Raw genomic sequence first — 20,838 nt, 5'->3', positions numbered from 1 at the left:
TGCCTCTCCTTAGGGATTGCCTATTCTCGTTGCAGGGGTATCAGCAGGTGGGATAGTGCTTATGGCGACCCTTAAGACCATTAAATTGTCAGTGATCTGACCGATAGCCTGTTGCATTCTGGATTGAGTAATGGCTGTGCTGTTCAGCGAGCGTACTGCAAAATCCAATCCGCTCTGCTCTAATTCAATACGTTCATTACCGATATCGATACAAGCCTGCCTTGTTCGGGGTGATAAATCAAGCATCGCATTTCTTGGCATAGAATCATTGTAGACAATATTCGCTCTATCGCAGGCATCTCGTAATGACATCCTCTGAAAATTGCTACTGCTGGTTAAAGCGTTTAACTTTTGTAAGCTGTCCAGCACAAAATGCTGTTGTAACTGATTGGGGGGAAGGGCTCTAAAGAACTGATTGAGTACTTGTATTTTTTCAGGTCCGCTTACGGCTTGCCAGAGTCCATTTGCATTCCTTCGATTTTTGCTGAGAAGCTCAAGATCGCCATTTTGAAGGATGCTCAGCTCATAATCAGAGGAAGCCAGGCTATATTTACCGCCCCTGTTAATCCCAATCTCAAAGGGTCCGCCATTGATTGTTCCTATTTCAGCCCAGCTTCCTCGCGGCATATGACGTGCGCCTTGTTTCATGAATATTTTTAATGATTCAACCACATTAGGACTCAATACCTGTTCATTAGCGGCTGAGGGTCTGCTTGCAGATGCAGGTTGAAAGAATGTCGGTTGATTGGCCACACTGGCTGTAGTTACTGGCGTTACAGTTGCTGCAGTGGCCGTTGTAGCTGTGCTTGTGGGAACACTGGTTGTGGTCGTGGTTGTTGCAGGACTTGCTGTTGCTGGGGCAGGAGCCTGTTGGGGTATCGCTTCCAGTCGCTGCAAATTTTCATCGCTGGCTTCAAAAATATAACCGCCGCCCCCTCCGGCCGGAAAGCGGATTCTGTCCACTCTGATGTTAAGAAGCTCTAAAGCTTTCTGAATTTTTGCGGGATTGTTTCCCTGATTATTCAGGCGTTGCATATCCTGATATTCATTCGAGTTTTCCCCATAGCGATCTTTCACCGCTAGATATAAACTAATGGCCTTCTCTGGCTTAACATACACAGAGCTTTGATAGGCTGCGAGAGTATCGTGTAATTTTCTGGTCGCCGGAGCCATGAAATTCACCCGAAATCTGTTTCCTTCAAGGCTGTCGATAGAATGTATGTCTGGAAATCTTAACAAAGTCAGTATTCGTTCCAACTCCTGCGCGCTGCTATGGCCTGTGACTGCCTGCGGACCATTTTGATTCACAATCGCTGCATAAAGTGCTCTTGCTGTTTCAGGACTTATTTCATGAGACAGGGCTAAACCTTGCGGTGAGGGGCGCAGGCGCATATGCGGATTATAGGCGGCGTTTAAGCCATCAAGGTTGGCATTCGATGACATGGCGGCATCCACACTGGCGTGGCCGCCTTCATTTCCGATCATTGCATGCGGATCGGCGCAATTGGTACAGGCGTTAATAAAGCCCTGACGTTCTACGAACACATCATCAGTGGGTGTTCCTCCCCATTGCAGTCCAAGCTGGGTGGCCACTCTGCCTATCTGCTCAAGGGTTTCTCGATAACCGGGAGGATTTGCCGCAGCACCGGCCTGTACATTTCCGGAAAATGGCAATTCCAGGCGGCCAATACGGCCGATAGCAGCAGCTCGCTGATTTTCAGGGAGTGCCGCAATCGTTCGCAATGCCTGCAATATTCCCTGCAGCCGGGCGTGTTCAAGATAAGGTTTGTCAGCGCCCGGTACTCCATGCGCGAAAAATCCCATGCCGGCCTTGAGAAATTTCAAACAGATCAGATCACCCTGATTTAACTCTTCTCCCTGTGCGACCACTGCATGCCAGGTCTGCAAAAATTCAGCGGAAATGGCATTAGCTACCAGATTTAAATCAAGCTTGCCACTGACTCCATACCAGCTGATCTGTCGATAGTTCTCAGGGGTTGCTGGCCGCTGATAACCGTACATATCGCGAAAGCTTTCGGCTTGCCAGGCAGCATAGCCATTTGGCAGATGTGCATCTGCAGGATTATCAGGATAGAAAAACATTCCGCCGGTGTTACGAAAATCTGACTGCCATTGCAAGCCGGCCTGATCGACTACAATCATTCGTCTGGGATTGGGGTAGGTGTGGATGGGATTGCCATGTGGATAACCACCATAGGCATTAACCTGAACAATTCCGGCACCATTAGTCGCTTTAACCAGGCAGCGGAGTCTGGCTATTTTATTATCGCTTAATTTTCCCTGATAAAGGCCGGTATTCATTATCCCGGTTACATTGCTGCTTTCATTCCGGGCAAGTATCTGTAAATGCCTTGCGGTTAGCTCATCGGCATTGGCAGGCAGGGTTTCTACCTGATTGGTATAAGGGTTATTAAAACTGCAGCCAAGAATAGGCTCACCGCGCAGCAGATTTCTAAAGGCCAGCAAAACAGGTTCAGGACAGTTTAAATCAATTCGATTAGCATTGGCAGGCAGGCTGGTGGCGTGAAAGGCCGCAACCCGTTCTATGCTGATTTGATTGACAGGGGCCGGTGCTGCTACTGGGGGCAAAACCGGTGCTGTTCTTGCTGCCGGTGGATTGACAGGGGGTTGCGCAGCCGGCGCATTGGCTACCGGTGTCATCGGTAAAGGTATATTAGCCTCTCTATAGGCTCGTACTCGTCCCCTTGATCCTCTGCCGCCGCCGCCAGTCAGGCTAAGATTGCTGCTTATAAGCATCCTCAGTCGTTCTCTGGCAAGGGGGGAAAGATGAATATCGTAGCCATTGTTTCCGTGAAAGCCGATTAAGCCATGCGGAATTTCCAAAATGTTCAGAGTTTGGCGTATTTTATCAGGTGAAGGATTATTAGTCAGTGAAGCAATCTCATTACCGCGCTCGAGACTGTTGACCATTTCATAGAGTTGTCTTGCTACATCAGGTGTCAGATGGAAGGTGGTTTGCTGCTGCTGAATATTTTCAATTAGTTGTAAATTTCGCTGCGGATTGGCAATTCGCAGAATATACCCATCGATTCCCCCTGCCGGAAAATCAATTTCCGGCTCATCGCGTTCATTTCTAACGAGATTAATATCCAGTAACTGCAGTGCCTTAATCATTTTAGCCGGGAGTATTCCCTCATTATTCAGTGCCTGCATTTCCTGGTATTGAGCTGAGTTTTCACCATATCGATCCTTTACCTGCAAATAGAAATTGCGGGCCATTTCCGGGGTAATATAAATTTTATCGGAATAGTTGTTTAACATAGCGACTAAATTATCATAGGTTTCTCGAACAGTGACCGAAAATCCGTTTTGTATGTTAAACCCTATGGTTAATTGATCGCCGATACCTAAGGTAGTCAGTATTTGACGGAGTTCGGCTGTCGTGGCATAACCAGTAACGGCCCGAGGGCCGTGACTCTTGACCACCGCGGTATACAGTGCTCTGGCCTGTTCATTAGTGATATTTATCTGCCGCAATGCACCGAGAAATTTGGCATTAAAAGCCGTTTGCGTCACTGGATCAGTAATATGGCTTCCGATCATATTCTGCAGACGGGACCAATTAGGAGAACGTTTGAGTGCCTGTACGGTTTCAGCACTTAAGGTCTCGAAAACTTTGGGGCCTGGCTGAAGCTGACCTTCATTTCTGACGGCTGTTTTTGCCAGAAGAATAGCTGACAGCGCCTCATGATTATCGGTGTTGGCGATCAGCTCAAGCAAATAGGCTGGTAGACCAGCTTCGTCAATAGTATAACTGGCCAATGTACTCGGATTGGTATGATTTAATTTGCCATTGACTGACTGATAATCGGCTCGCGCCTGATCAAAATACGCAAGATCGGTCTGAGAAACAGTATTCCTGAAACCAGAATGGATTACTTCCGCAAAGTCCACACAAATAGCTCCCTGATGAACCACAAATTTACCCGGTTTATCGACCCAAATAGTGAACTCATCAAAATGCGGTGAATCTTTGATTGTGGCCCAGTCGCTGCGGAAATAATCAACAATCTCTTTTTGATCTGCGGTATTTAGTTCCCTGTTTAATCCAAACGCCTGTCGGTTGTGATTGATGAATTCGAGGACTGTTTGTTCAATACTACCGCCCTGTGCCAGAGTGTTGTACACGCTGGTAATCAGGGTGTTTCTCAAACTGCTGTTTTCATCCAGAATCTGGCCAAAATTGCGTTGGGATAAGTCTTTACTGCGGGCGTAAATATTAACCTCAGCTAACAAAAACTGGAGCATAATAGCCAGCGTTTCTTTCTTTTTACCAGCAGTCAGGTTGGGATTATTAACACTTTGAAAGGGGGAAATGGGCAGGGTGCTCCAGAGTTCAAGCGCACAACTGTCTAGCCAGGCTTCCACGGTATCCCGGAAACTCGGATTATCTTCCATATGGATATCTTTCAGCAGTTGTTCAGTGATTGGTGTTCCTGCTGAATTTTCTGCAAAGTTCACATCAAGGCCAGTTTGCGCTTTCATTGCAGCCGTCAGAATGCTTTGAATTTGCTCAAAACTGGGTTGACGGTTTTGCTGGCGTGCTAATGCCTCAAGTTGCCTGATGGCAGCTCTGATTACCTGTTCTTTAGGGGATTGACTGCCGAAAACTAAATTATTAAAGCCGACCATCATGGCGCCATAGAAACGGTCGTTTCTCGTTCTATCCACAGTGAAGACGCGGTTTTTGGTGTAAAGATAACCATCAGTTACAGGGGGCATCAGCATACTGTAAAGGTTACTTCCTTCCATTAAACGGGCTACTGAAGGAGGATAGTCAGGATACACATGGTTGAGTTGGTTGATTTCAGGCGTATTCTGAATTAGCCTTAAAGCCGCTATAATTTTCTCAATTTGTTGAAGCCGGGATTGTTTTTGCTCCCTAATGCTTCGCCGTTCCTGATCTTGCGGGCTAATGGATGCAATGTCCTGTTGCAGGGCCCGGCGATACAATTCCATTTCCTGAAGGGCTCCGGCATGTTCCCCGGAGTTTTTTCCAAAAAAAGTTTTCATCGCCATCATGGTCTGACAAGTATTGTCAGTTCCAGCCCGCTCTCCGCCGACAGCCGGAACCAGGAGATGGATGATATTAGTAACAGGATTGACGAAGAACCAGCGGGCCGACGTGGGCTCATTGAAAAGGATATCCATTTCTGAATCCTTATGCAGAATTATTGTGCAGAGATGTAAATATATCTAACATGGTAGATTTTTTTTGATCAAAATACAAGTCAATTGAGCGGGATGTTGAAAAATATCGCAGGTCGCTTATTGTAAGCCAAGCGCTAATTGGTAAAGCTCGTTTTTCGAGGTTTTACTGATACGGGATGCGATCTTAACCGCTTGTTTTAGTGGAACTTCCTCAAGCAGAATTTTTAGCAATTGGCTATCGTCTGTCGTTTTCTCTTGCGAAAGCGGCGGAAATAAAAGTACAAATTCGCCTTTGCTACGCCCCGACTCGCTCTGCAGCCAGGCAATAATCTGTTCTGCAGAACCCTGCTCAAAATGCTCATAGGCTTTAGTGAGTTCTTTTGCTAAAACCAGACGGTAATCCAAACCATACACTTCAGCGATATCCTGCAGGCTATCGATTATACGATGAGTCGACTCATACACAACCAGCGTCTCGGAACGCATGGTCATCTCTTTAAGCCTGTCTTTTCTGGCTTTGCTTTTAGCGGGTAAAAAACCCAGAAAACTGAAGGTGTCGCAAGGTACTCCCGAAGCTGAAAGCGCGGTAATCAAGGCACAACAGCCGGGAACGGGAACGACCGGAATCCGTTGTTCACGGAGCAGACGTACCAGAACAAAGCCAGGATCGCTAATGAGAGGGGTTCCCGCATCGCTGATTAAGGCATAGGACTTGCCCGACAAAAGCCAGGTCAGCACCTGCTCTGCTTTTGAGTTTTCGTTATGTTCATGGAGAGAAATGAGTGGTTTTTCAATGCCCAAGGCATGGCAGAGCTGGCCTGAATGCCGCGTATCTTCCGCCAGAATCCCATCGACTTGCTTAAGTGTGTCCAGAGCGCGCAGACTAATATCCTGTAAATTGCCAATGGGGGTGGCGACAATATAAAGGGTACCGGGAACAGTTGCCGAAGAATTTGTCATGGTTTATCCTATGTGGTTCCAGCGTTTTGGACTCATTTTCATGCTCGTTAAATCTCGTTTAGCCAAATTATCGATATTGACTGCTTCAGTATTGTTATTAACCCACTGTACCAAGGCAGCAATCGAAAACCGCCCAATGGTCCACCAGTCCGAAGCTCCCTCTCCTTTCAGTATGCCTGCCGAAGCCTATCTGGCCATGGCAAATAATCAGTCAGGAGATGAGCGAAATGGCCTGCTCATTCTGGCCGCCGGCCGATATTTAAATGATGGCCAGTGGCGCGATGCCAATGATATCTTAACACAGTTAGACGGGCTTAATGCAGCACAAACCAGTGAAAAGAATATCCTGCTGGCAAAAATTGATTTAATGCGTGATCAGCCCAAATCGGCTATTTCACGATTGGCTTCGATTCAAAAGTCGGATGAAATTCCTGCCTATTTTTTCAGCCAGTACCACGAGGTGTTAGCCAGCGCCTATGAAGCAGGCAATAATTCTGTTTACGCAATTAATGAACGAATTAAACTGGATAAACTTCTGGTTAATGGCAGCGCTGCCGACAATAATCGAAAATTACTCTGGCTGGATTTAACCCGGTTGCCGATTGCTGAATTAAATACTCTGGATATGGAGGCCAAAGAGGGTTCCGAACTGAAAGGCTGGTTAAACCTCGCTTTAATTTCAAGACAACCCGACGGCGGATCAAATTTGCTCTACAAACTTGAAAAATGGCAGGAAGACTACAGCAATCATCCTGCCAACAACCTGCTTCCGCCATCACTGGCGGCTATAAAATCCAACTTGCATGATGGACCTCGACAGGTCGCGTTGTTATTACCTTTGTCCGGGGCACTGGCAGGGCCAGGAGGCGCCATAAGAGACGGATTTATGTCAGCTCACAATTCCGATACCTCAGGAAAACAAATCAATGTTCAGCTTTATGACACAGCGTCCGCCGATGCGGTCAGTCTCTATCAGCAGGCCATAGAAGATGGCGCTGATTATGTGGTGGGCCCTCTAACTAAAGCGGATGTGGCACGTGTAGCCGCTATTGAGCATCCTGTGCCCACTGTTTTTCTGAATGATACTGATGTTGAGAACAATCAGAATACCTATCATTTCGGGCTTTCGCCTGGTAATGAGGCCCGCCAGGTCGCCGTTAAGGCCAGCAAGAAAGGTTTGCGGCGTGCGCTCATCATTGCTCCAAATGGGGCCTGGGGCAAAGAGATTGTCACCGCCTTTGATGCTCAATGGAAGAGCGCAGGGGGTATCGTTGTTGATCAATTGGTTTACGATAATCAGTCTGACCTGAATAAGGGCATTCGCGATCTGTTGCAGGTTTCTGAAAAGAAAGCCAGCGAGAAGCAATTTAAACCAGGAACGGAAGAGGCCAGGCTTGCCGGGCCAATTCGCCGCCAGGACTTCGATATGATCTTTTTGCTTGCCTACCCTTCCAAGGCTCGCCAGATCATGCCGCTACTTAAATATTATTTTGCCGGCGATATTCCGGTATTCGCCACCTCTTCTGTGTATGCCGGCACCCCGAATACTAAGCGTGACCGGGACCTCGACGGGATTATTTTCTGCGATATGCCTTGGGTATTTAATCATCAACTGGCCAGCAAGAACTGGCCGGAGCAATATAATAGTTACAACCGCCTGTACGCTATTGGTGCAGACAGTTACACACTGGGAACACGTTTGAACCAGCTGCAACTGTTTCCGGCAATGGGAATTAATGACAAAGACGGGGTTTTATACTTAAATCGGGCACAGCAGGTGGCCAGAGTTATGGCTTGGGGGCGTTTTAGCGGCGGTGTTGCCCGTTTGACCAGTGAAACCACCTAGATAACGCTATGTCAGTAGAATTTGGGAAGCAAACTGAACGTCAGGCGGTTCAGTTTTTAAAAAAGCAGGGATTGCAATTCATTGAATCAAATTTCAGATGTCGATGGGGTGAAGTGGATGTGATTATGCGTGATGCGTCCACGCTGGTTTTTGTGGAGGTTCGTGCAAGAAGCTCTTTCGACTACGGCGGTGCCATAGCCAGTATCACAGTTGCCAAGCAACGCAAGTTGATAAAAACAGCGAATTATTATTTGCTAACCAAAAAACTGCATGACAAATGTGCGGCGCGTTTTGATGTAGTACTTTTTGAAGGTAAACCTTTACAGATAGAGTGGATAAAAAATGCATTTGACAGTTATTACTAAACTTAAACAAGGAACGTTGTAGTCATGACGCAAATGGAAGAACGAGTAAGACAATTATTTGGTATCAGCATCGAAGCCAAATTGGCTGTGGCCGACAGTCTGTCCTCACTGATTGCAAAGGCAGGCCTGCGTTTGGTGAATTGTCTATTAAGCGACAATAAGGTGCTGATTTGCGGTAATGGCGGTTCAGCTGCTAATGGTCTGCATCTTTCAGCCGCCATGTTAAATCATTTTGATGTCGAGCGTCCCTCGCTGCCTTTTGTCTCCTTAAGCAGTGATCTGGCGGCTGTGACATCTATTGCCAACTACAGCCATTTCGATCAGGTTTTTGCACGGCAAATCTATGCCTTGGGTCAGGAGGGTGATGTATTGCTGGTTTTAACCACATCGGGGAATTCCAATAGTATTTTACAGGCTGTCAATGCTGCAAATGATCGAGGCATGGACACTATTGCCTTAAACGGCCGTGATGGAGGTCTTCTGGCTAATCATCTGGGGCCTGAAGATATTGAGATCCGGGTTGCCTCAGACAGTGCTGCACGAATAAGAGAAACACACTTGTTTATCCTGCACTGTTTTTGTGATTTAATTGACCAGTCGTTGTTTGGGCAGATGTTGAGGTAAACCATGAAGTTTCGTGCCTTGTGTTTTTTACTGATTAGCGCTTTATTAAGCGGCTGTGTCGCAGCGGTTGTTGCAGGAGCGGCTGCCGGGGCTATTGTTTATGATCGGCGCAGCCTGTCAATGCTCGAGAGTGATGCGCGGATATATCATCTGGTTCATAAGGAAATAGTAACCGATCCGCAGTTTGCTGATTCCCGGATTTCAGTGGTCAGTTTTAACCAGATAGTGTTGCTGGTGGGACAAACGCCAACTGCTTCACTGCGGATTACGGCAGAAAAGATAGCTCAAAGAACTCCTCATGTGCGGCGGGTTTATGATGAAATCACGCTGGGATACCCACTATCCATGTCCCAGCAAACCCGTGATAGCTGGATGACTAGCCAGGTGCGAAGCCGTATGCTTACTCGAAAAAATCTTGAGTCCGGTTCAATTCGGGTTGTCACTGAGAATGCGGTAGTCTATCTGATGGGAATTGTTACTCAGGAGCAGGGCGATTTGGCAGTGGAAGTAGCCAGACAGGTTCCTGGAGTCCAAAAGGTAGTCAAAGTTTTCCAGTACATAACCTAGTATGAGACCAGGGATGGGGCACATCGTAATCGTCTTGATGTCATTGCTGCTCGGCGGTTGCCTGGGCAGCGTATGGACTGGCGCTAACTTGATTTATGACAGGCATGATGTATATAAAAAGCTGGATGATTATCAGCTGGCCGCTAATGCTCATCACATCCTGTTTGATGACAGAATCCTGAAACAACCCGGCTGTTCCCTTGATTTGGCTGTGTTAAACGGCGACGTACTGTTAGCAGGTCATGTACCCAGCCAGCATCTGCGCGATGTTGCGGTTCGCCGTTTAAATAGTCTCAGTGGTTATCGCGAATTATTTGATCAGGTCGATGTAAGTCGGGATGCAGGCAGTGGTTTGCAGGATAGCTGGATAACCACAAAAATAAGAAGTCAGATTTTTGCAGATGCCTCAATTGATCCCAATGCCTTCAAAATTATTACCTCGGATAGAATCGTATATATTATGGGGGATGTGCGGCCAAGACAGGCTGAGCGGGTTATTGAGATCGCACGTAATACAAGTGATGTCATTCGCGTGGTAAAACTGATGCGCTACTATAATTTGAGCGAATCCCCCGCTCCAAATGGTTAGAAGTCTGTGGTCTGCGCAAACACAGACCACAGTGTACCGACCCAAACCAGGAAGTGGCTAACCTGGAGGTTAGCATTAACTTTATCAATGGAATCGACCTTTATCCAGTCGTTTGCGAATTTTTCTTAATTTAAATGCACGCAACAATCCAGTTGACTCATTGTCATCGCTTTCGTTAAGTCCATTAAGAGCCTGTACAGGATGGGATTTGCAGTGTTTCCGATAAGTGAAGTGATTTTTGTTGTGCTTATGATGATGGCCATCGTCATAGCGATGGAGCATTTTTTCCCGCATAGTGGCTGCGGTGCCTTGTTGCTTTTCAGACATAAGTAATTCCTTAACTTGTCAAATCAGTTCAGACAGGAATAGAAGCTCCCTAAAACAAAGGGCAGTACTCCTAAATAAAATATAGGCAAAATGATTAAAATAAGCCATTTAGGATAAGGATTAATGTTATCCCCTCTCCACCGCGCATAGCGTGGGGGGAGAGGGTAGGGAGAGGGGGTTAAAAAATTTATCACGTTAGTGATTCCATTTTGTTGTGACAATAAGCCAGAGCTACTGAAAAATGAGTAATGAATCGCTACGCGACCTTATTTATAGCCCCCTCACCCTAACCCTCTCCCCCACGCTGCGCGAGGTGGCGAGGGGATCTGATAGGCTTAGCCTGACGGCTATGGGCCCTTGGTCCAACATTGAGTTCGGGAGTGGTTGAAACCCCTCTGCGTGGGCAAAGGGGCATTCCTGACATTTTACAAAGAAAGAGCAGAAGGAAAAGGAAGTGCCCTGCTTTTAAGCCTGAATAACCGTATAAATGAATGATTGCGTTGCTTATCCAGGTTGATTCTATTATAATCCGCGCCTGGAAAGGTAGGTTATTTTGTGAAATTAGAGAATAATGTAAGCGGGGTAAAAAAACTTCAGGAAATTCAATTGCTATTGATCCTGATAATTGTTTTCACTGCTGTGTTGATAAAAGACAGAGAAGCCGGCATATCTGCTTTTCTGGGTGGAGTGATTGCATTACTTCCTTCATTATTATTTGCAAAACTACTTTTTAAATATCGAGGGGCGAGAGCCGCGCGGCAAATAGTGAAAAATTTTTATCTAGGGGAATTTATAAAAATAGGCTCCTCTATATTCCTGTTTGTGCTGGTTTTTAGTACGTATAAAGTGCAACCCCTGGCGTTTATTTTAACCTATATAGTAGTGGTAATATCGCACTGGTTTTCACCACTGCTTATTGATAATCAACGAAATAGGCCAGAAAGTGACTGAAATGGTATCAAGTACAGATTACATTAAACATCATTTAACATATTTGACCTTCAATGTTAAAGAGATGCAGTTCGGTTCGGGTGGTTTCTGGACCTTGAATTTAGACACACTGTTTTTTTCAATTACACTAGGCAGTCTGGTGCTCCTGATGATGTATTTCGGAGCCCGCCGCGTTACTACTGCTGTGCCTGGAAAACTGCAAAACTTTGCCGAACTGATGCTTGACTTTGCAGATACTCAGGTGAAGGATTGTTTCCATGGCAAAAATAAATTGATTGGGCCTTTGGCTCTGACGATATTTGTCTGGGTATTTCTGATGAACTTCATGGATATCGTTCCAGTGGATGTTCTTCCTGAAGCCGCCAAGCTTATGGGGGTACACTATCTGAAAGTCGTACCAACCAATGATTTAAATCTGACCTTTGGTATGTCGCTGTCAGTATTTATTTTGATACTGTTCTACAGCATCAAAATTAAGGGAATAAAAGGGTTTACCAAAGAATTGGCATTGCAGCCGTTCAATAAATGGTACTTCATTCCTGTTAACTTGGTCCTTGAATTGGTTGGCTTAATTGCCAAACCTATTTCTCTGGCATTGCGGTTGTTTGGAAATCTGTATGCGGGCGAATTAATTTTTATTCTAATCGCCCTGCTTACTTTAAACTCCATGTCATCTGTCGCCGGAACGGTAACGCTTGGCGCTGCCCAGTTCCTGTTATCATTGGGATGGTCTATTTTTCATATTTTGGTTATTACGTTACAGGCATTTATTTTCATGGTACTGACTATTGTTTATTTAAGTCTTGCCCATGAGGATCACTAGGTTTAACTTTAATCATCGTCCATAAAGGGGATTTTTATGCAAGCAGCAAATTTAATAGCACAAGTTCAAGGTATGACTGTTATTGCAGTAGCCTTGTTAATCGGTTTAGGTGCTCTGGGTACAGCAATTGGTTTCGGATTGCTGGGTGGCAAATTCCTGGAAGGCTCTGCTCGTCAGCCAGAAATGGTTCCTATGCTTCAGGTTAAAATGTTTATCGTTGCTGGTCTGTTAGATGCGGTAACCATGATTGGTGTTGGTATTGCCCTGTTCTTCACTTTCGCTAATCCATTCTTAAGCAATCTGGGTTCTTGATAACACCGTCTAGGGGCGTGAATGCGCCCTGAACTGTTACAGGGGAGAAACTGCGTTGGAAATTAACTTAACACTGATAGTACAAATGCTCGTATTTGCTGCATTTGTATGGTTTACCATGAAATTCGTATGGCCGCCATTAGCCAAGGCGATGGAAGAGCGTCAGGAAAAAATTGCTGATGGTCTTGCAGCAGCCGAGCGTGGACGCAAAGAGCTTGAATTGGCTCAGCACCGTGTGAAAGATGAGCTCAAGCAGGCTAAAGCACATTCTGCTGAAATAATCGAAAAAGCGACCAAAAGAGCCAGTCAACTTATCGAGGAGGCTAAAGAAGAAGCCAAGCTTGAAGCGCAAAAGCAAGTTAAGTTGGCTCACGAACAGTTACAGCAGGAAATCAATCGCGCCAAAGATGATTTGCGCAAGCAAGTAGCTCAACTGGCTGTTGCCAGTGCAGAAAAAATTCTGCGGAAAACGATTGATGTTCAAGCAAACAGTGCCTTGTTAGATAACCTGATTGAAGAGATTTAACATGCCAGATACTGTAACCCTTGCAAGACCTTATGCCAAAGCCATATTTGAGCATGCGCTTAATGAAAAAAAGTTGGCGGTCTGGTCTGAATATTTAAATCTATTGGCTTTGCTGGTTATGAATGAGCAAAGCGAACGCTTTATCAATAATCCAGCAACGACTGCTGCTCAGCATAGTGAGTTCCTATCGTCATTGCTTCCTTCCAATGCCGGAGCGGATGCCGATGCGCTGAATAATCTTATTGCTCTTCTGTCAGAAAACAGACGATTAATGTTATTACCAGATATTATGGTTCTGTTTGAAGCTGAGCGCGCCGAGCATGAGAAGACACTTGAAGTTGAAGTTTTCAGCTATTCCGAGTTATCCGATACTCAGCAGGATAAACTGGCTAAGGCATTGAGTGAGCGTCTGCAGCGTAAAGTCAAGTTGAATATTGTAATTGATAAGTCGCTTATTGGCGGCGCAATTATCAATGCCGGGGATTTGGTAATCGATGGTTCGGTTAGTGGTAGATTGACCACGCTTCGTACCAGCCTTGCCGCATAACAAGAGGAACTATTCATGTCACAAGTTGCACTAAACCCTTCTGAAATTAGTGAATTAATCAGAAAAAAAATCGAACATTTTAATGTGGCGTCCGAAGCCAGAAATGAAGGTACTATCGTTAGTCTGAAAGATGGTATCGTCCGCTTGCATGGCCTTGCTGATGTAATGCAGGGTGAAATGATTGAGTTTCCTGGCGGGGTCTATGGTCTGGCGCTTAACCTTGAGCGCGACTCAGTGGGTGCGGTAATCCTTGGTGATTACTCAAGCCTCTCAGAAGGCCAGAAAGGAAAATGCACTGGTCGAATTCTTGAAGTACCTGTTGGCAGAAAGCTTTTGGGACGTGTTGTTGACGCCTTGGGTAATCCTATTGACGGCAAAGGTCCAATTGAAGCCGACAAAATGTCTCCCATCGAAAAAGTGGCTCCAGGCGTTATTGCCCGTCAGTCAGTTGATCAGCCTGTACAGACTGGTCTGAAAGCGATTGACGCGATGATTCCTGTTGGACGCGGGCAGCGTGAGCTGATCATCGGTGACCGACAAACTGGAAAATCAGCCATTGCGATTGATGCCATCATTAATCAGAAAGGCACTGGCGTTAAATGTATTTATGTCGCCATCGGTCAGAAGGCATCTTCTGTGTCCGCTATCGTTCGTAAACTTGAAGAACACGGCGCCCTGGAACACACTATTGTGGTTGTTGCCGGAGCCTCAGACTCCGCAGCCCTGCAGTTTATTGCACCCTACTCTGGTTGTTCAATGGGTGAATACTTCATGGAGCGCGGCGAAGATGCACTGATCGTGTATGATGATTTAACTAAGCAAGCCTGGGCGTATCGCCAGATTTCCCTGCTGTTACGTCGTCCACCTGGACGTGAAGCCTATCCTGGGGATATTTTCTATCTGCATTCACGTTTGCTGGAAAGAGCTGCGAGAATTAACGCCGCTGAAGTAGAAAAATTAACGAACGGTGAGGTGAAAGGCAAAACTGGTTCACTCACTGCATTGCCAATCATCGAGACGCAAGCGGGCGACGTATCAGCCTTCGTTCCAACCAACGTTATTTCTATTACCGACGGTCAGATCTTCCTGGATGTTGACTTGTTTAACTCCGGTGTACGACCTGCGATCAACTCCGGTCTGTCTGTTTCTCGGGTGGGCGGTGCTGCTCAAACCAAGATCATGAAGAAGCTTGGCGGTGGTACGCGACTGGCTCTTGCCCAGTTCCGTGAGCTGGAAGCATTCTCGCAATTTGCATCTGACCTGGATGACGCAACACGTAAGCAGTTAGAACGTGGCCAGCGAATTACTGAACTGATGAAGCAGAAGCAGTATTCGCCATTATCAGTAGCCGAAATGGGATTATCTTTGTTTATCGTAGAAAAAGGCTATCTCGATGATGTGCCTGTTGCAGAAGTGAGTGCTTTTGAAACCGCATTACGCAGCTTTATGCACGGTTCCTATGCCAGCCTGATGAGCAAAATTAATGAAGCAGGTGCATACGATAACGACATTGAATCTCAACTGAAACATGCAGTAGAGGAATTCAAGCGTACAGGCAGCTGGTAACAGCATACTAGGAAATAATTGATTACGCAGGATGGTTAAGCCATCCTGATAATTAAAGGCGAAGCAAGATATGGCTGGAGCAAAAGAGATCCGTACAAAAATTGCGAGTGTGAAGAATACACAAAAGATCACTCGTGCTATGGAAATGGTGGCTGCAAGCAAAATGCGTAAAACCCAGGATGCAATGCGAGCCTCAAAACCCTATGCAAGCAAAATTTATAATGTCGTCAAACATATCGCCCGCGCAAACTCTGAGTATCGGCATCCTTTTATGACGGTTCGCGACATCAAACGCATCGGCCTTATCGTGATTACTTCCGATCGTGGATTGTGCGGTGGTTTGAACGCCAATCTGTTGCGTGAAACGATTAAAAACATGCGGCAATGGCAGCAGGAAGGTAAAGAGATCAGTCTCTGCGTGATCGGTCGAAAGGGTCAGGCCTTTTTCAGACGAGTTGGTGGGCATGTAATAGCAAGTGCCGATCATTTGGGTGATAAACCAGGTGTCAGAGATATCATCGGTGTTGTAAAGATCATGCTGGATGCCTTTTACCAGGGCGAAATTGACGCTTTGCACGTGGTTTATAACGAGTTCGTTAATACCATGACCCAAAAGCCGGTTATCAGACAAATGCTGCCCCTGCCAACTGACGAAAAAGACAGCAGCCAACTGGCACACCATTGGGATTATATCTACGAACCGGATTCCAAAGAATTGCTGGATGCATTATTAGAGCGCTACAGTGAACTTCAGGTTTACCAGGCAGTGGTCGAGAATATTGCCTGCGAACAGGCAGCTAAAATGATAGCAATGAAAAGCGCCACTGATAATGCTGGTGCTTTGATTAAAGAATTTCAATTGGCATATAACAAAGCTCGACAGGCGGCTATTACGCAGGAATTAGCTGAAATTGTCGGTGGCGCAAGCGCATTATAAGAGGGTTTGAATATGAGTTTAGGAAAGGTAGTTGAAGTAATCGGAGCAGTAGTCGATGTGGAGTTCCCACGTGACAGCGTTCCAAAAGTAAACGATGCATTGCACCTGGTTGAAGGTGATCTGGTGTTTGAAGTGCAGCAGCAATTGGGTGACGGTGTTGTCCGTACTATCGCTATGGGTAGCACCGATGGCTTAAAGCGCGGCCTTGAAGCTAAAAATACTGGCGAGCCGATTCAGGTTCCAGTCGGTAAAAAAACATTAGGCCGAATCATGGACGTTCTGGGACGTCCTGTGGATGAAGCAGGTCCGATAGGTGCTGACGAGCACTGGGCGATTCACCGCAAAGCCCCTTCCTATGAAGAGCAGGCAGGCAGCCAGGAGCTGCTCGAAACCGGTATTAAAGTTATCGATCTTCTTTGCCCTTTCGCTAAAGGAGGAAAGGTTGGACTGTTCGGTGGTGCCGGTGTAGGTAAAACAGTTAATATGATGGAGCTAATCCGTAATATCGCGATTGAGCATAGCGGATACTCAGTATTCGCCGGGGTCGGTGAGCGTACTCGGGAAGGAAACGACTTCTATCATGAAATGAAAGACTCCAACGTACTGGATAAGGTGTCGCTGGTTTACGGGCAGATGAATGAGCCGCCTGGAAACCGACTGCGTGTTGCTCTGACAGGGCTGACAATGGCAGAAAAATTCCGTGATGAAGGAAGAGACGTTCTTTTGTTTATCGATAACATTTATCGTTATACCTTGGCCGGGGTAGAAGTATCTGCCTTGCTGGGTCGGATGCCTTCTGCGGTAGGTTATCAGCCTACACTGGCAGAAGAAATGGGTATGCTGCAAGAGCGTATTACGTCAACCAAAACAGGTTCTATTACTTCTATTCAGGCAGTCTACGTTCCTGCGGACGACCTGACTGACCCATCACCGGCAACCACGTTTGCTCACCTTGATGCGACAGTTGTATTGTCCCGTCAGATTGCCGAGCTGGGAATTTACCCGGCGGTAGATCCTCTGGACTCCACCTCACGTCAGCTGGATCCATTAATTGTTGGCCAAGAGCATTATGATACCGCTCGACGCGTACAGCAAACACTGCAACGTTACAAAGAGCTTAAAGATATTATCGCAATTCTGGGGATGGATGAGTTATCTGAAGAAGATAAACGAGTTGTATCCAGAGCCCGTAAGATTCAACGTTTTCTGTCTCAGCCTTTCTTCGTAGCTGAGGTATTCACTGGTTCACCCGGAAAATACGTGTCTCTCAAAGACACCATCAAAGGCTTCCAGGGCATTTTGGCAGGTGAGTACGATGATCTGCCTGAGCAGGCGTTCTATATGGTAGGAAGCATTGAAGAGGCTGTTGCTAAAGCCAAGACATTATGAGGCAAGAAAAAATGGCTATTACAACCCATTTGGATATTGTCAGCGCTGAACGAGAAATTTTCTCGGGCGTTGTGGAGATGGTGGTCGCCACCGGCGAGCTGGGAGAAATCGGTATTACTCCCGGCCATGCTCCATTACTGACAGTGCTGAAACCAGGCGAAATTCGGATTACCCATATGGGCGGTACACAGGAAGTGTATTACGTATCGGGTGGCATGCTGGAGGTTCAGCCTTTCTATGTGACCGTACTCGCTGATGAAGTTGAGCGTGCTGAAAGCCTTGACGAAGCGGCGGCTCTTGCTGCTAAAACAAGAGCAGAGGAAGCAATTGCCAATAAAAATGCTGACATTGATTATTCTATGGCAGCTACAGAATTGGCACGCGCGGTGGCGCAGATTCGTGCTATTCAGAAAGTCAGAAAAAACCTGAAGTAAATATGACATCCGCTATGTATCAGGCTGCAGCTTGATACATAGCATTCTTCAAAATATCCCCCTCGTCTAATCACAGTTCCCTCCGCTATCAAGAGCAAGCTAAACCGGCTATAATAGTGGGCAATAATCATTTGTTCAAACAGTAACCAGAAACCCAAATTATGCTAGCAATTGATAACATCGAGCAAAAGCCGCTTACTGAGTTCACCGAGAAAGCTTATCTCGATTACTCAATGTATGTGATTCTTGATAGAGCACTGCCCCATCTGGCGGATGGCCTGAAGCCTGTTCAGCGTCGTATTGTCTATGCGATGTCTGAACTAGGTCTGAAAGCGACCGCCAAACATAAAAAATCAGCGCGCACGGTGGGGGATGTATTAGGTAAATTCCATCCTCATGGCGACTCGGCCTGCTATGAGGCTATGGTGCTAATGGCACAGCCATTTTCCTATCGCTATCCTTTTGTTGACGGACAAGGCAACTGGGGTTCTCCTGATGATCCCAAGTCATTTGCTGCGATGCGTTATACCGAGGCGAGGCTTTCCAATTATGCGGAATTACTACTCTCGGAATTACAGCAAGGCACTGTAGATTGGGTCGATAATTTTGACGGCAGTTTGCAGGAGCCCGCTTTATTGCCGGCGCGCTTGCCTAATGTACTGCTAAATGGAGCTACAGGGATTGCCGTGGGCATGTCTTCTGATGTTTTGCCACATAATCTGATGGAAGTGGCCAATGCCTGTATTCATTTGCTGGAACACCCGCATGCAGAACTCGATGATATTTTGCAGCATATCAAAGGGCCTGATTTCCCAACCCAGGCTGAAATTATTACCCCGCCACAGCAAATCAGATCTATGTATGAGTCGGGTCAGGGCTCAGTGAAAATGCGGGCTATTTACCATGTGGAAGCACATCAGATCGTTATTCATGCCTTGCCTTATCAGGTATCTGGTGCGCGCGTCATTGAGCAGATAGCAGCGCAAATGCAGCAAAAGAAATTACCCATGGTTGAGGATTTGCGTGATGAGTCAGATCATGAGCATCCTACTCGCCTGGTTATCATACCCAAGTCGAATCGGGTCGACGTTGAGGGCTTGATGTCTCATTTATTTGCAACAACCGATTTGGAGCGCAGTTATCGGGTCAATTTCAATATGATTGGCCTGGATGGCAAGCCACGGGTCAAAGATCTCTTGAGCTTATTGAAGGAATGGCTGGTATTTCGTCTGGCAACAGTAACCCGGCGTCTGCAATATCGTCTGAATAAAATTCTTGAGCGTATCCATGTTCTTGAAGGCTTGATTATTGCCTATCTGAACCTTGATGAGGTTATTCGCATTATCCGCGAGGAAGATCAGCCTAAACTGGCATTGATGAAGCGGTTTTCCTTAAGCGACAGGCAGGCTGAGGCGATTTTGGAAATGAAGCTTCGCCATCTGGCCAAGCTTGAGGAGATCCGCTTGCAGGCTGAGCTCAAGGACTTATGTAAAGAGCGCGATCATATCGAGGCTTTATTAGCCGACGAAGGGAAATTGCGAAATCTGGTTAAAACTGAAATAGCAGCCGATCGCGACAGCTATGGCGACTTAAGACGTTCTCCCTTAATGGAGCGTCAGGATTCACAAGCCTTAAAAGAAGAGGATATTCTTCCGAATGAGCCAATCACCGTCATTTTATCGCAAAAAGGTTGGGTGCGAGCGGCCAAAGGCTATGATGTGAATGGTCAGGATTTGAGTTACAAGGCGGGAGATGGATTCAAGACGCAAACCAATGCGCGCAGTAATCAGCAGGTGGTGTTTTTTGATAGCGAAGGGAAGGTATATACCTTGCCTGGACATGTGCTGCCCTCTGCCAGAGGTCAGGGTGAGCCGCTGACTGGCAAATTAAATCCCGCAGAAGGCATGCTGTTCGAGGCAGTGATTTCCGGGGAGGCAGAAAACTACATCTTGCTCGCCAGCGATGCCGGTTATGGCTTTATCACTCAGCTTGGTGAGCTGTATGTCAAAAACCGCAATGGCAAGGCCTGTCTCAAATTGCCTGAGAATAGCCGTCTTCTAACACCAAGACCGGTAGATAATATAGAGAATGATCTGATTGCCTGTGCGACCAATATTGGCCGCCTGCTTATTTTTTCAGCAAAAGAATTACCACTTTTAACTAAGGGTAAAGGCAATAAAATGATTAGCATCCCCAGTGCAAAAGCCAGTGCGCGGGAAGAGTTTATCGTTGATTTTCAAGTCCTGTCTGAAGCTGATCAACTAACAGTTAACGCCGGGAAAAGACATTTTACTCTTAAACCGGTTGACCTGAATCATTATCGAGGGGAACGTGGACGTCGCGGGAACCGCTTGCCGCGTGGATTGCAGGCAGTCACCTCCCTTGAAGTGATTCGGTCGAATGAGAGCGCAGTATGAAACTTACTGCCCGCAAATTACGCTGGATTATGAATCTTTGGCCTCCCTTCTGGGGCGCTGGGGTTCACGTTGATGAAATAAAAGCCGATTATAGTTACATTAGGGTATCGCTTAAATTACGCTGGTATAATCAAAACTATGTAGGGGTTCATTTTGGCGGCAGCCTGTTTTCGATGACCGATCCCTTTTTTATGCTTATGCTCTTACAACGGCTGGGCAAGGATTTTATTGTCTGGGATCAGCAAGGTGAAATTCAGTATCTCAGTCCAGGAAAAGGCAGGGTATTTGCCGAGTTCAAACTAAGCGATGAAGAGATTGAGCATATTCGCCAGGAAGCGCTGGCCAAAGGAAAAATAAATCCGGTTTTTACAGTCACGATTTATGATGAAGCTAAACAGATGGTTGCTGCGGTAAAAAAAGTCCTATATGTGAAGAGCAAACAGTTTGTTAAGTGAAAGCCCTTTG

At 46.3% G+C, this 20,838-nt stretch carries 19 protein-coding genes; 16 read left to right on the top strand and 3 right to left on the bottom strand.

Going from position 1 to position 20,838, the window contains the following annotated elements:
- Positions 1-9: 9 nt before the first annotated feature.
- Both DYH61_RS14915 and rsmI read right to left on the bottom strand, forming a co-directional pair.
- Entirely contained in the window at positions 10-5,193 is a 5,184-nt protein-coding gene (locus DYH61_RS14915; RefSeq protein ID WP_058506932.1) for a hypothetical protein, read from the bottom strand.
- A 117-nt stretch (positions 5,194-5,310) separates the two neighbouring features.
- The gene (rsmI, locus tag DYH61_RS14910) at positions 5,311-6,153 is read right to left on the bottom strand and encodes a 16S rRNA (cytidine(1402)-2'-O)-methyltransferase (RefSeq protein WP_058506933.1); all 843 of its coding nucleotides are present in this window, start codon (positions 6,151-6,153) and stop codon (positions 5,311-5,313) included.
- Between the two features lie 40 nt (positions 6,154-6,193).
- On the opposite strand from rsmI, the gene DYH61_RS14905 reads away from it, so the two are divergent.
- From DYH61_RS14905 to DYH61_RS14885, 5 genes are read left to right on the top strand one after another with little or no spacing between them, the layout of a single operon-like run.
- Complete coding sequence (locus DYH61_RS14905) at positions 6,194-7,999, top strand: penicillin-binding protein activator (RefSeq protein ID WP_058507307.1); 1,806 nt, start codon at positions 6,194-6,196, stop codon at positions 7,997-7,999.
- Positions 8,000-8,007: 8 nt separating this feature from the next.
- Complete coding sequence (locus DYH61_RS14900) at positions 8,008-8,364, top strand: YraN family protein (RefSeq protein ID WP_058506934.1); 357 nt, start codon at positions 8,008-8,010, stop codon at positions 8,362-8,364.
- A gap of 24 nt (positions 8,365-8,388) precedes the next feature.
- Positions 8,389-8,988 (top strand): D-sedoheptulose-7-phosphate isomerase, encoded by a 600-nt coding sequence (locus DYH61_RS14895; protein WP_058506935.1) that lies wholly within the window; start codon positions 8,389-8,391, stop codon positions 8,986-8,988.
- Between the two features lie 3 nt (positions 8,989-8,991).
- The gene (locus DYH61_RS14890) at positions 8,992-9,555 is read left to right on the top strand and encodes a BON domain-containing protein (protein ID WP_058506936.1); all 564 of its coding nucleotides are present in this window, start codon (positions 8,992-8,994) and stop codon (positions 9,553-9,555) included.
- 13 nt (positions 9,556-9,568) lie between these two features.
- Entirely contained in the window at positions 9,569-10,144 is a 576-nt protein-coding gene (locus tag DYH61_RS14885; protein WP_162263991.1) for a BON domain-containing protein, read from the top strand.
- A gap of 84 nt (positions 10,145-10,228) precedes the next feature.
- Here DYH61_RS14885 and DYH61_RS14880 read toward each other — a convergent pair whose 3' ends face one another.
- Positions 10,229-10,471, bottom strand: a complete 243-nt coding sequence (locus DYH61_RS14880; RefSeq protein WP_058506938.1) for a hypothetical protein — start codon at positions 10,469-10,471, stop codon at positions 10,229-10,231.
- Between the two features lie 555 nt (positions 10,472-11,026).
- Here DYH61_RS14880 and DYH61_RS14875 point away from each other — a divergent pair.
- The 11 genes from DYH61_RS14875 (at position 11,027) to DYH61_RS14825 (ending at position 20,828) form a co-directional block, all read left to right on the top strand.
- Positions 11,027-11,422, top strand: coding sequence for an ATP synthase subunit I (locus DYH61_RS14875; protein ID WP_058506939.1), 396 nt, complete (start codon positions 11,027-11,029; stop codon positions 11,420-11,422).
- 1 nt (position 11,423) lies between these two features.
- Positions 11,424-12,245: a F0F1 ATP synthase subunit A gene (gene atpB / locus DYH61_RS14870; RefSeq protein WP_083499174.1), complete on the top strand. Its 822-nt coding sequence runs from the start codon at positions 11,424-11,426 to the stop codon at positions 12,243-12,245.
- 36 nt (positions 12,246-12,281) lie between these two features.
- Positions 12,282-12,557, top strand: coding sequence for a F0F1 ATP synthase subunit C (gene atpE / locus DYH61_RS14865; RefSeq protein WP_028385819.1), 276 nt, complete (start codon positions 12,282-12,284; stop codon positions 12,555-12,557).
- A gap of 55 nt (positions 12,558-12,612) precedes the next feature.
- Positions 12,613-13,083, top strand: coding sequence for a F0F1 ATP synthase subunit B (locus tag DYH61_RS14860; protein ID WP_058506940.1), 471 nt, complete (start codon positions 12,613-12,615; stop codon positions 13,081-13,083).
- Between the two features lies 1 nt (position 13,084).
- On the top strand, positions 13,085-13,630 hold the full coding sequence (locus tag DYH61_RS14855) for a F0F1 ATP synthase subunit delta (protein WP_058506941.1): 546 nt from the start codon (positions 13,085-13,087) through the stop codon (positions 13,628-13,630).
- 15 nt (positions 13,631-13,645) lie between these two features.
- Positions 13,646-15,196 (top strand): F0F1 ATP synthase subunit alpha, encoded by a 1,551-nt coding sequence (atpA, locus tag DYH61_RS14850; protein ID WP_058506942.1) that lies wholly within the window; start codon positions 13,646-13,648, stop codon positions 15,194-15,196.
- A 70-nt stretch (positions 15,197-15,266) separates the two neighbouring features.
- Positions 15,267-16,133: a F0F1 ATP synthase subunit gamma gene (atpG, locus tag DYH61_RS14845; RefSeq protein WP_058506943.1), complete on the top strand. Its 867-nt coding sequence runs from the start codon at positions 15,267-15,269 to the stop codon at positions 16,131-16,133.
- A gap of 12 nt (positions 16,134-16,145) precedes the next feature.
- The gene (gene atpD, locus DYH61_RS14840; protein ID WP_058506944.1) at positions 16,146-17,522 is read left to right on the top strand and encodes a F0F1 ATP synthase subunit beta; all 1,377 of its coding nucleotides are present in this window, start codon (positions 16,146-16,148) and stop codon (positions 17,520-17,522) included.
- Positions 17,523-17,533: 11 nt separating this feature from the next.
- Positions 17,534-17,956, top strand: a complete 423-nt coding sequence (locus DYH61_RS14835; RefSeq protein WP_058507309.1) for a F0F1 ATP synthase subunit epsilon — start codon at positions 17,534-17,536, stop codon at positions 17,954-17,956.
- 161 nt (positions 17,957-18,117) lie between these two features.
- Positions 18,118-20,373, top strand: coding sequence for a DNA topoisomerase IV subunit A (parC, locus tag DYH61_RS14830; protein ID WP_058506945.1), 2,256 nt, complete (start codon positions 18,118-18,120; stop codon positions 20,371-20,373).
- Positions 20,370-20,828, top strand: coding sequence for a DUF4442 domain-containing protein (locus DYH61_RS14825; protein ID WP_058506946.1), 459 nt, complete (start codon positions 20,370-20,372; stop codon positions 20,826-20,828). Before parC ends, DYH61_RS14825 begins: the two co-directional genes overlap by 4 nt.
- Positions 20,829-20,838: the final 10 nt, after the last annotated feature.

This window comes from Legionella quinlivanii, assembly GCF_900461555.1.
Lineage (GTDB): Bacteria > Pseudomonadota > Gammaproteobacteria > Legionellales > Legionellaceae > Legionella_C > Legionella_C quinlivanii.
This window is presented reverse-complemented; position numbering and strand designations above follow the sequence as displayed.

Coding starts and splice junctions, on each gene's coding strand:
- DYH61_RS14890 (WP_058506936.1), top strand. CDS start 8,992: ATGAAGTTTCGTGCCTTGTGTTTTTTACTGATTAGCGCTTTATTAAGC.
- DYH61_RS14915 (WP_058506932.1), bottom strand. CDS start 5,193: ATGGATATCCTTTTCAATGAGCCCACGTCGGCCCGCTGGTTCTTCGTC.
- rsmI (WP_058506933.1), bottom strand. CDS start 6,153: ATGACAAATTCTTCGGCAACTGTTCCCGGTACCCTTTATATTGTCGCC.
- DYH61_RS14855 (WP_058506941.1), top strand. CDS start 13,085: ATGCCAGATACTGTAACCCTTGCAAGACCTTATGCCAAAGCCATATTT.
- DYH61_RS14885 (WP_162263991.1), top strand. CDS start 9,569: ATGGGGCACATCGTAATCGTCTTGATGTCATTGCTGCTCGGCGGTTGC.
- atpD (WP_058506944.1), top strand. CDS start 16,146: ATGAGTTTAGGAAAGGTAGTTGAAGTAATCGGAGCAGTAGTCGATGTG.
- atpG (WP_058506943.1), top strand. CDS start 15,267: ATGGCTGGAGCAAAAGAGATCCGTACAAAAATTGCGAGTGTGAAGAAT.
- DYH61_RS14895 (WP_058506935.1), top strand. CDS start 8,389: ATGACGCAAATGGAAGAACGAGTAAGACAATTATTTGGTATCAGCATC.
- DYH61_RS14905 (WP_058507307.1), top strand. CDS start 6,194: ATGCTCGTTAAATCTCGTTTAGCCAAATTATCGATATTGACTGCTTCA.
- atpA (WP_058506942.1), top strand. CDS start 13,646: ATGTCACAAGTTGCACTAAACCCTTCTGAAATTAGTGAATTAATCAGA.
- DYH61_RS14835 (WP_058507309.1), top strand. CDS start 17,534: ATGGCTATTACAACCCATTTGGATATTGTCAGCGCTGAACGAGAAATT.
- DYH61_RS14900 (WP_058506934.1), top strand. CDS start 8,008: ATGTCAGTAGAATTTGGGAAGCAAACTGAACGTCAGGCGGTTCAGTTT.
- atpB (WP_083499174.1), top strand. CDS start 11,424: ATGGTATCAAGTACAGATTACATTAAACATCATTTAACATATTTGACC.
- parC (WP_058506945.1), top strand. CDS start 18,118: ATGCTAGCAATTGATAACATCGAGCAAAAGCCGCTTACTGAGTTCACC.
- DYH61_RS14825 (WP_058506946.1), top strand. CDS start 20,370: ATGAAACTTACTGCCCGCAAATTACGCTGGATTATGAATCTTTGGCCT.
- DYH61_RS14880 (WP_058506938.1), bottom strand. CDS start 10,471: ATGTCTGAAAAGCAACAAGGCACCGCAGCCACTATGCGGGAAAAAATG.
- atpE (WP_028385819.1), top strand. CDS start 12,282: ATGCAAGCAGCAAATTTAATAGCACAAGTTCAAGGTATGACTGTTATT.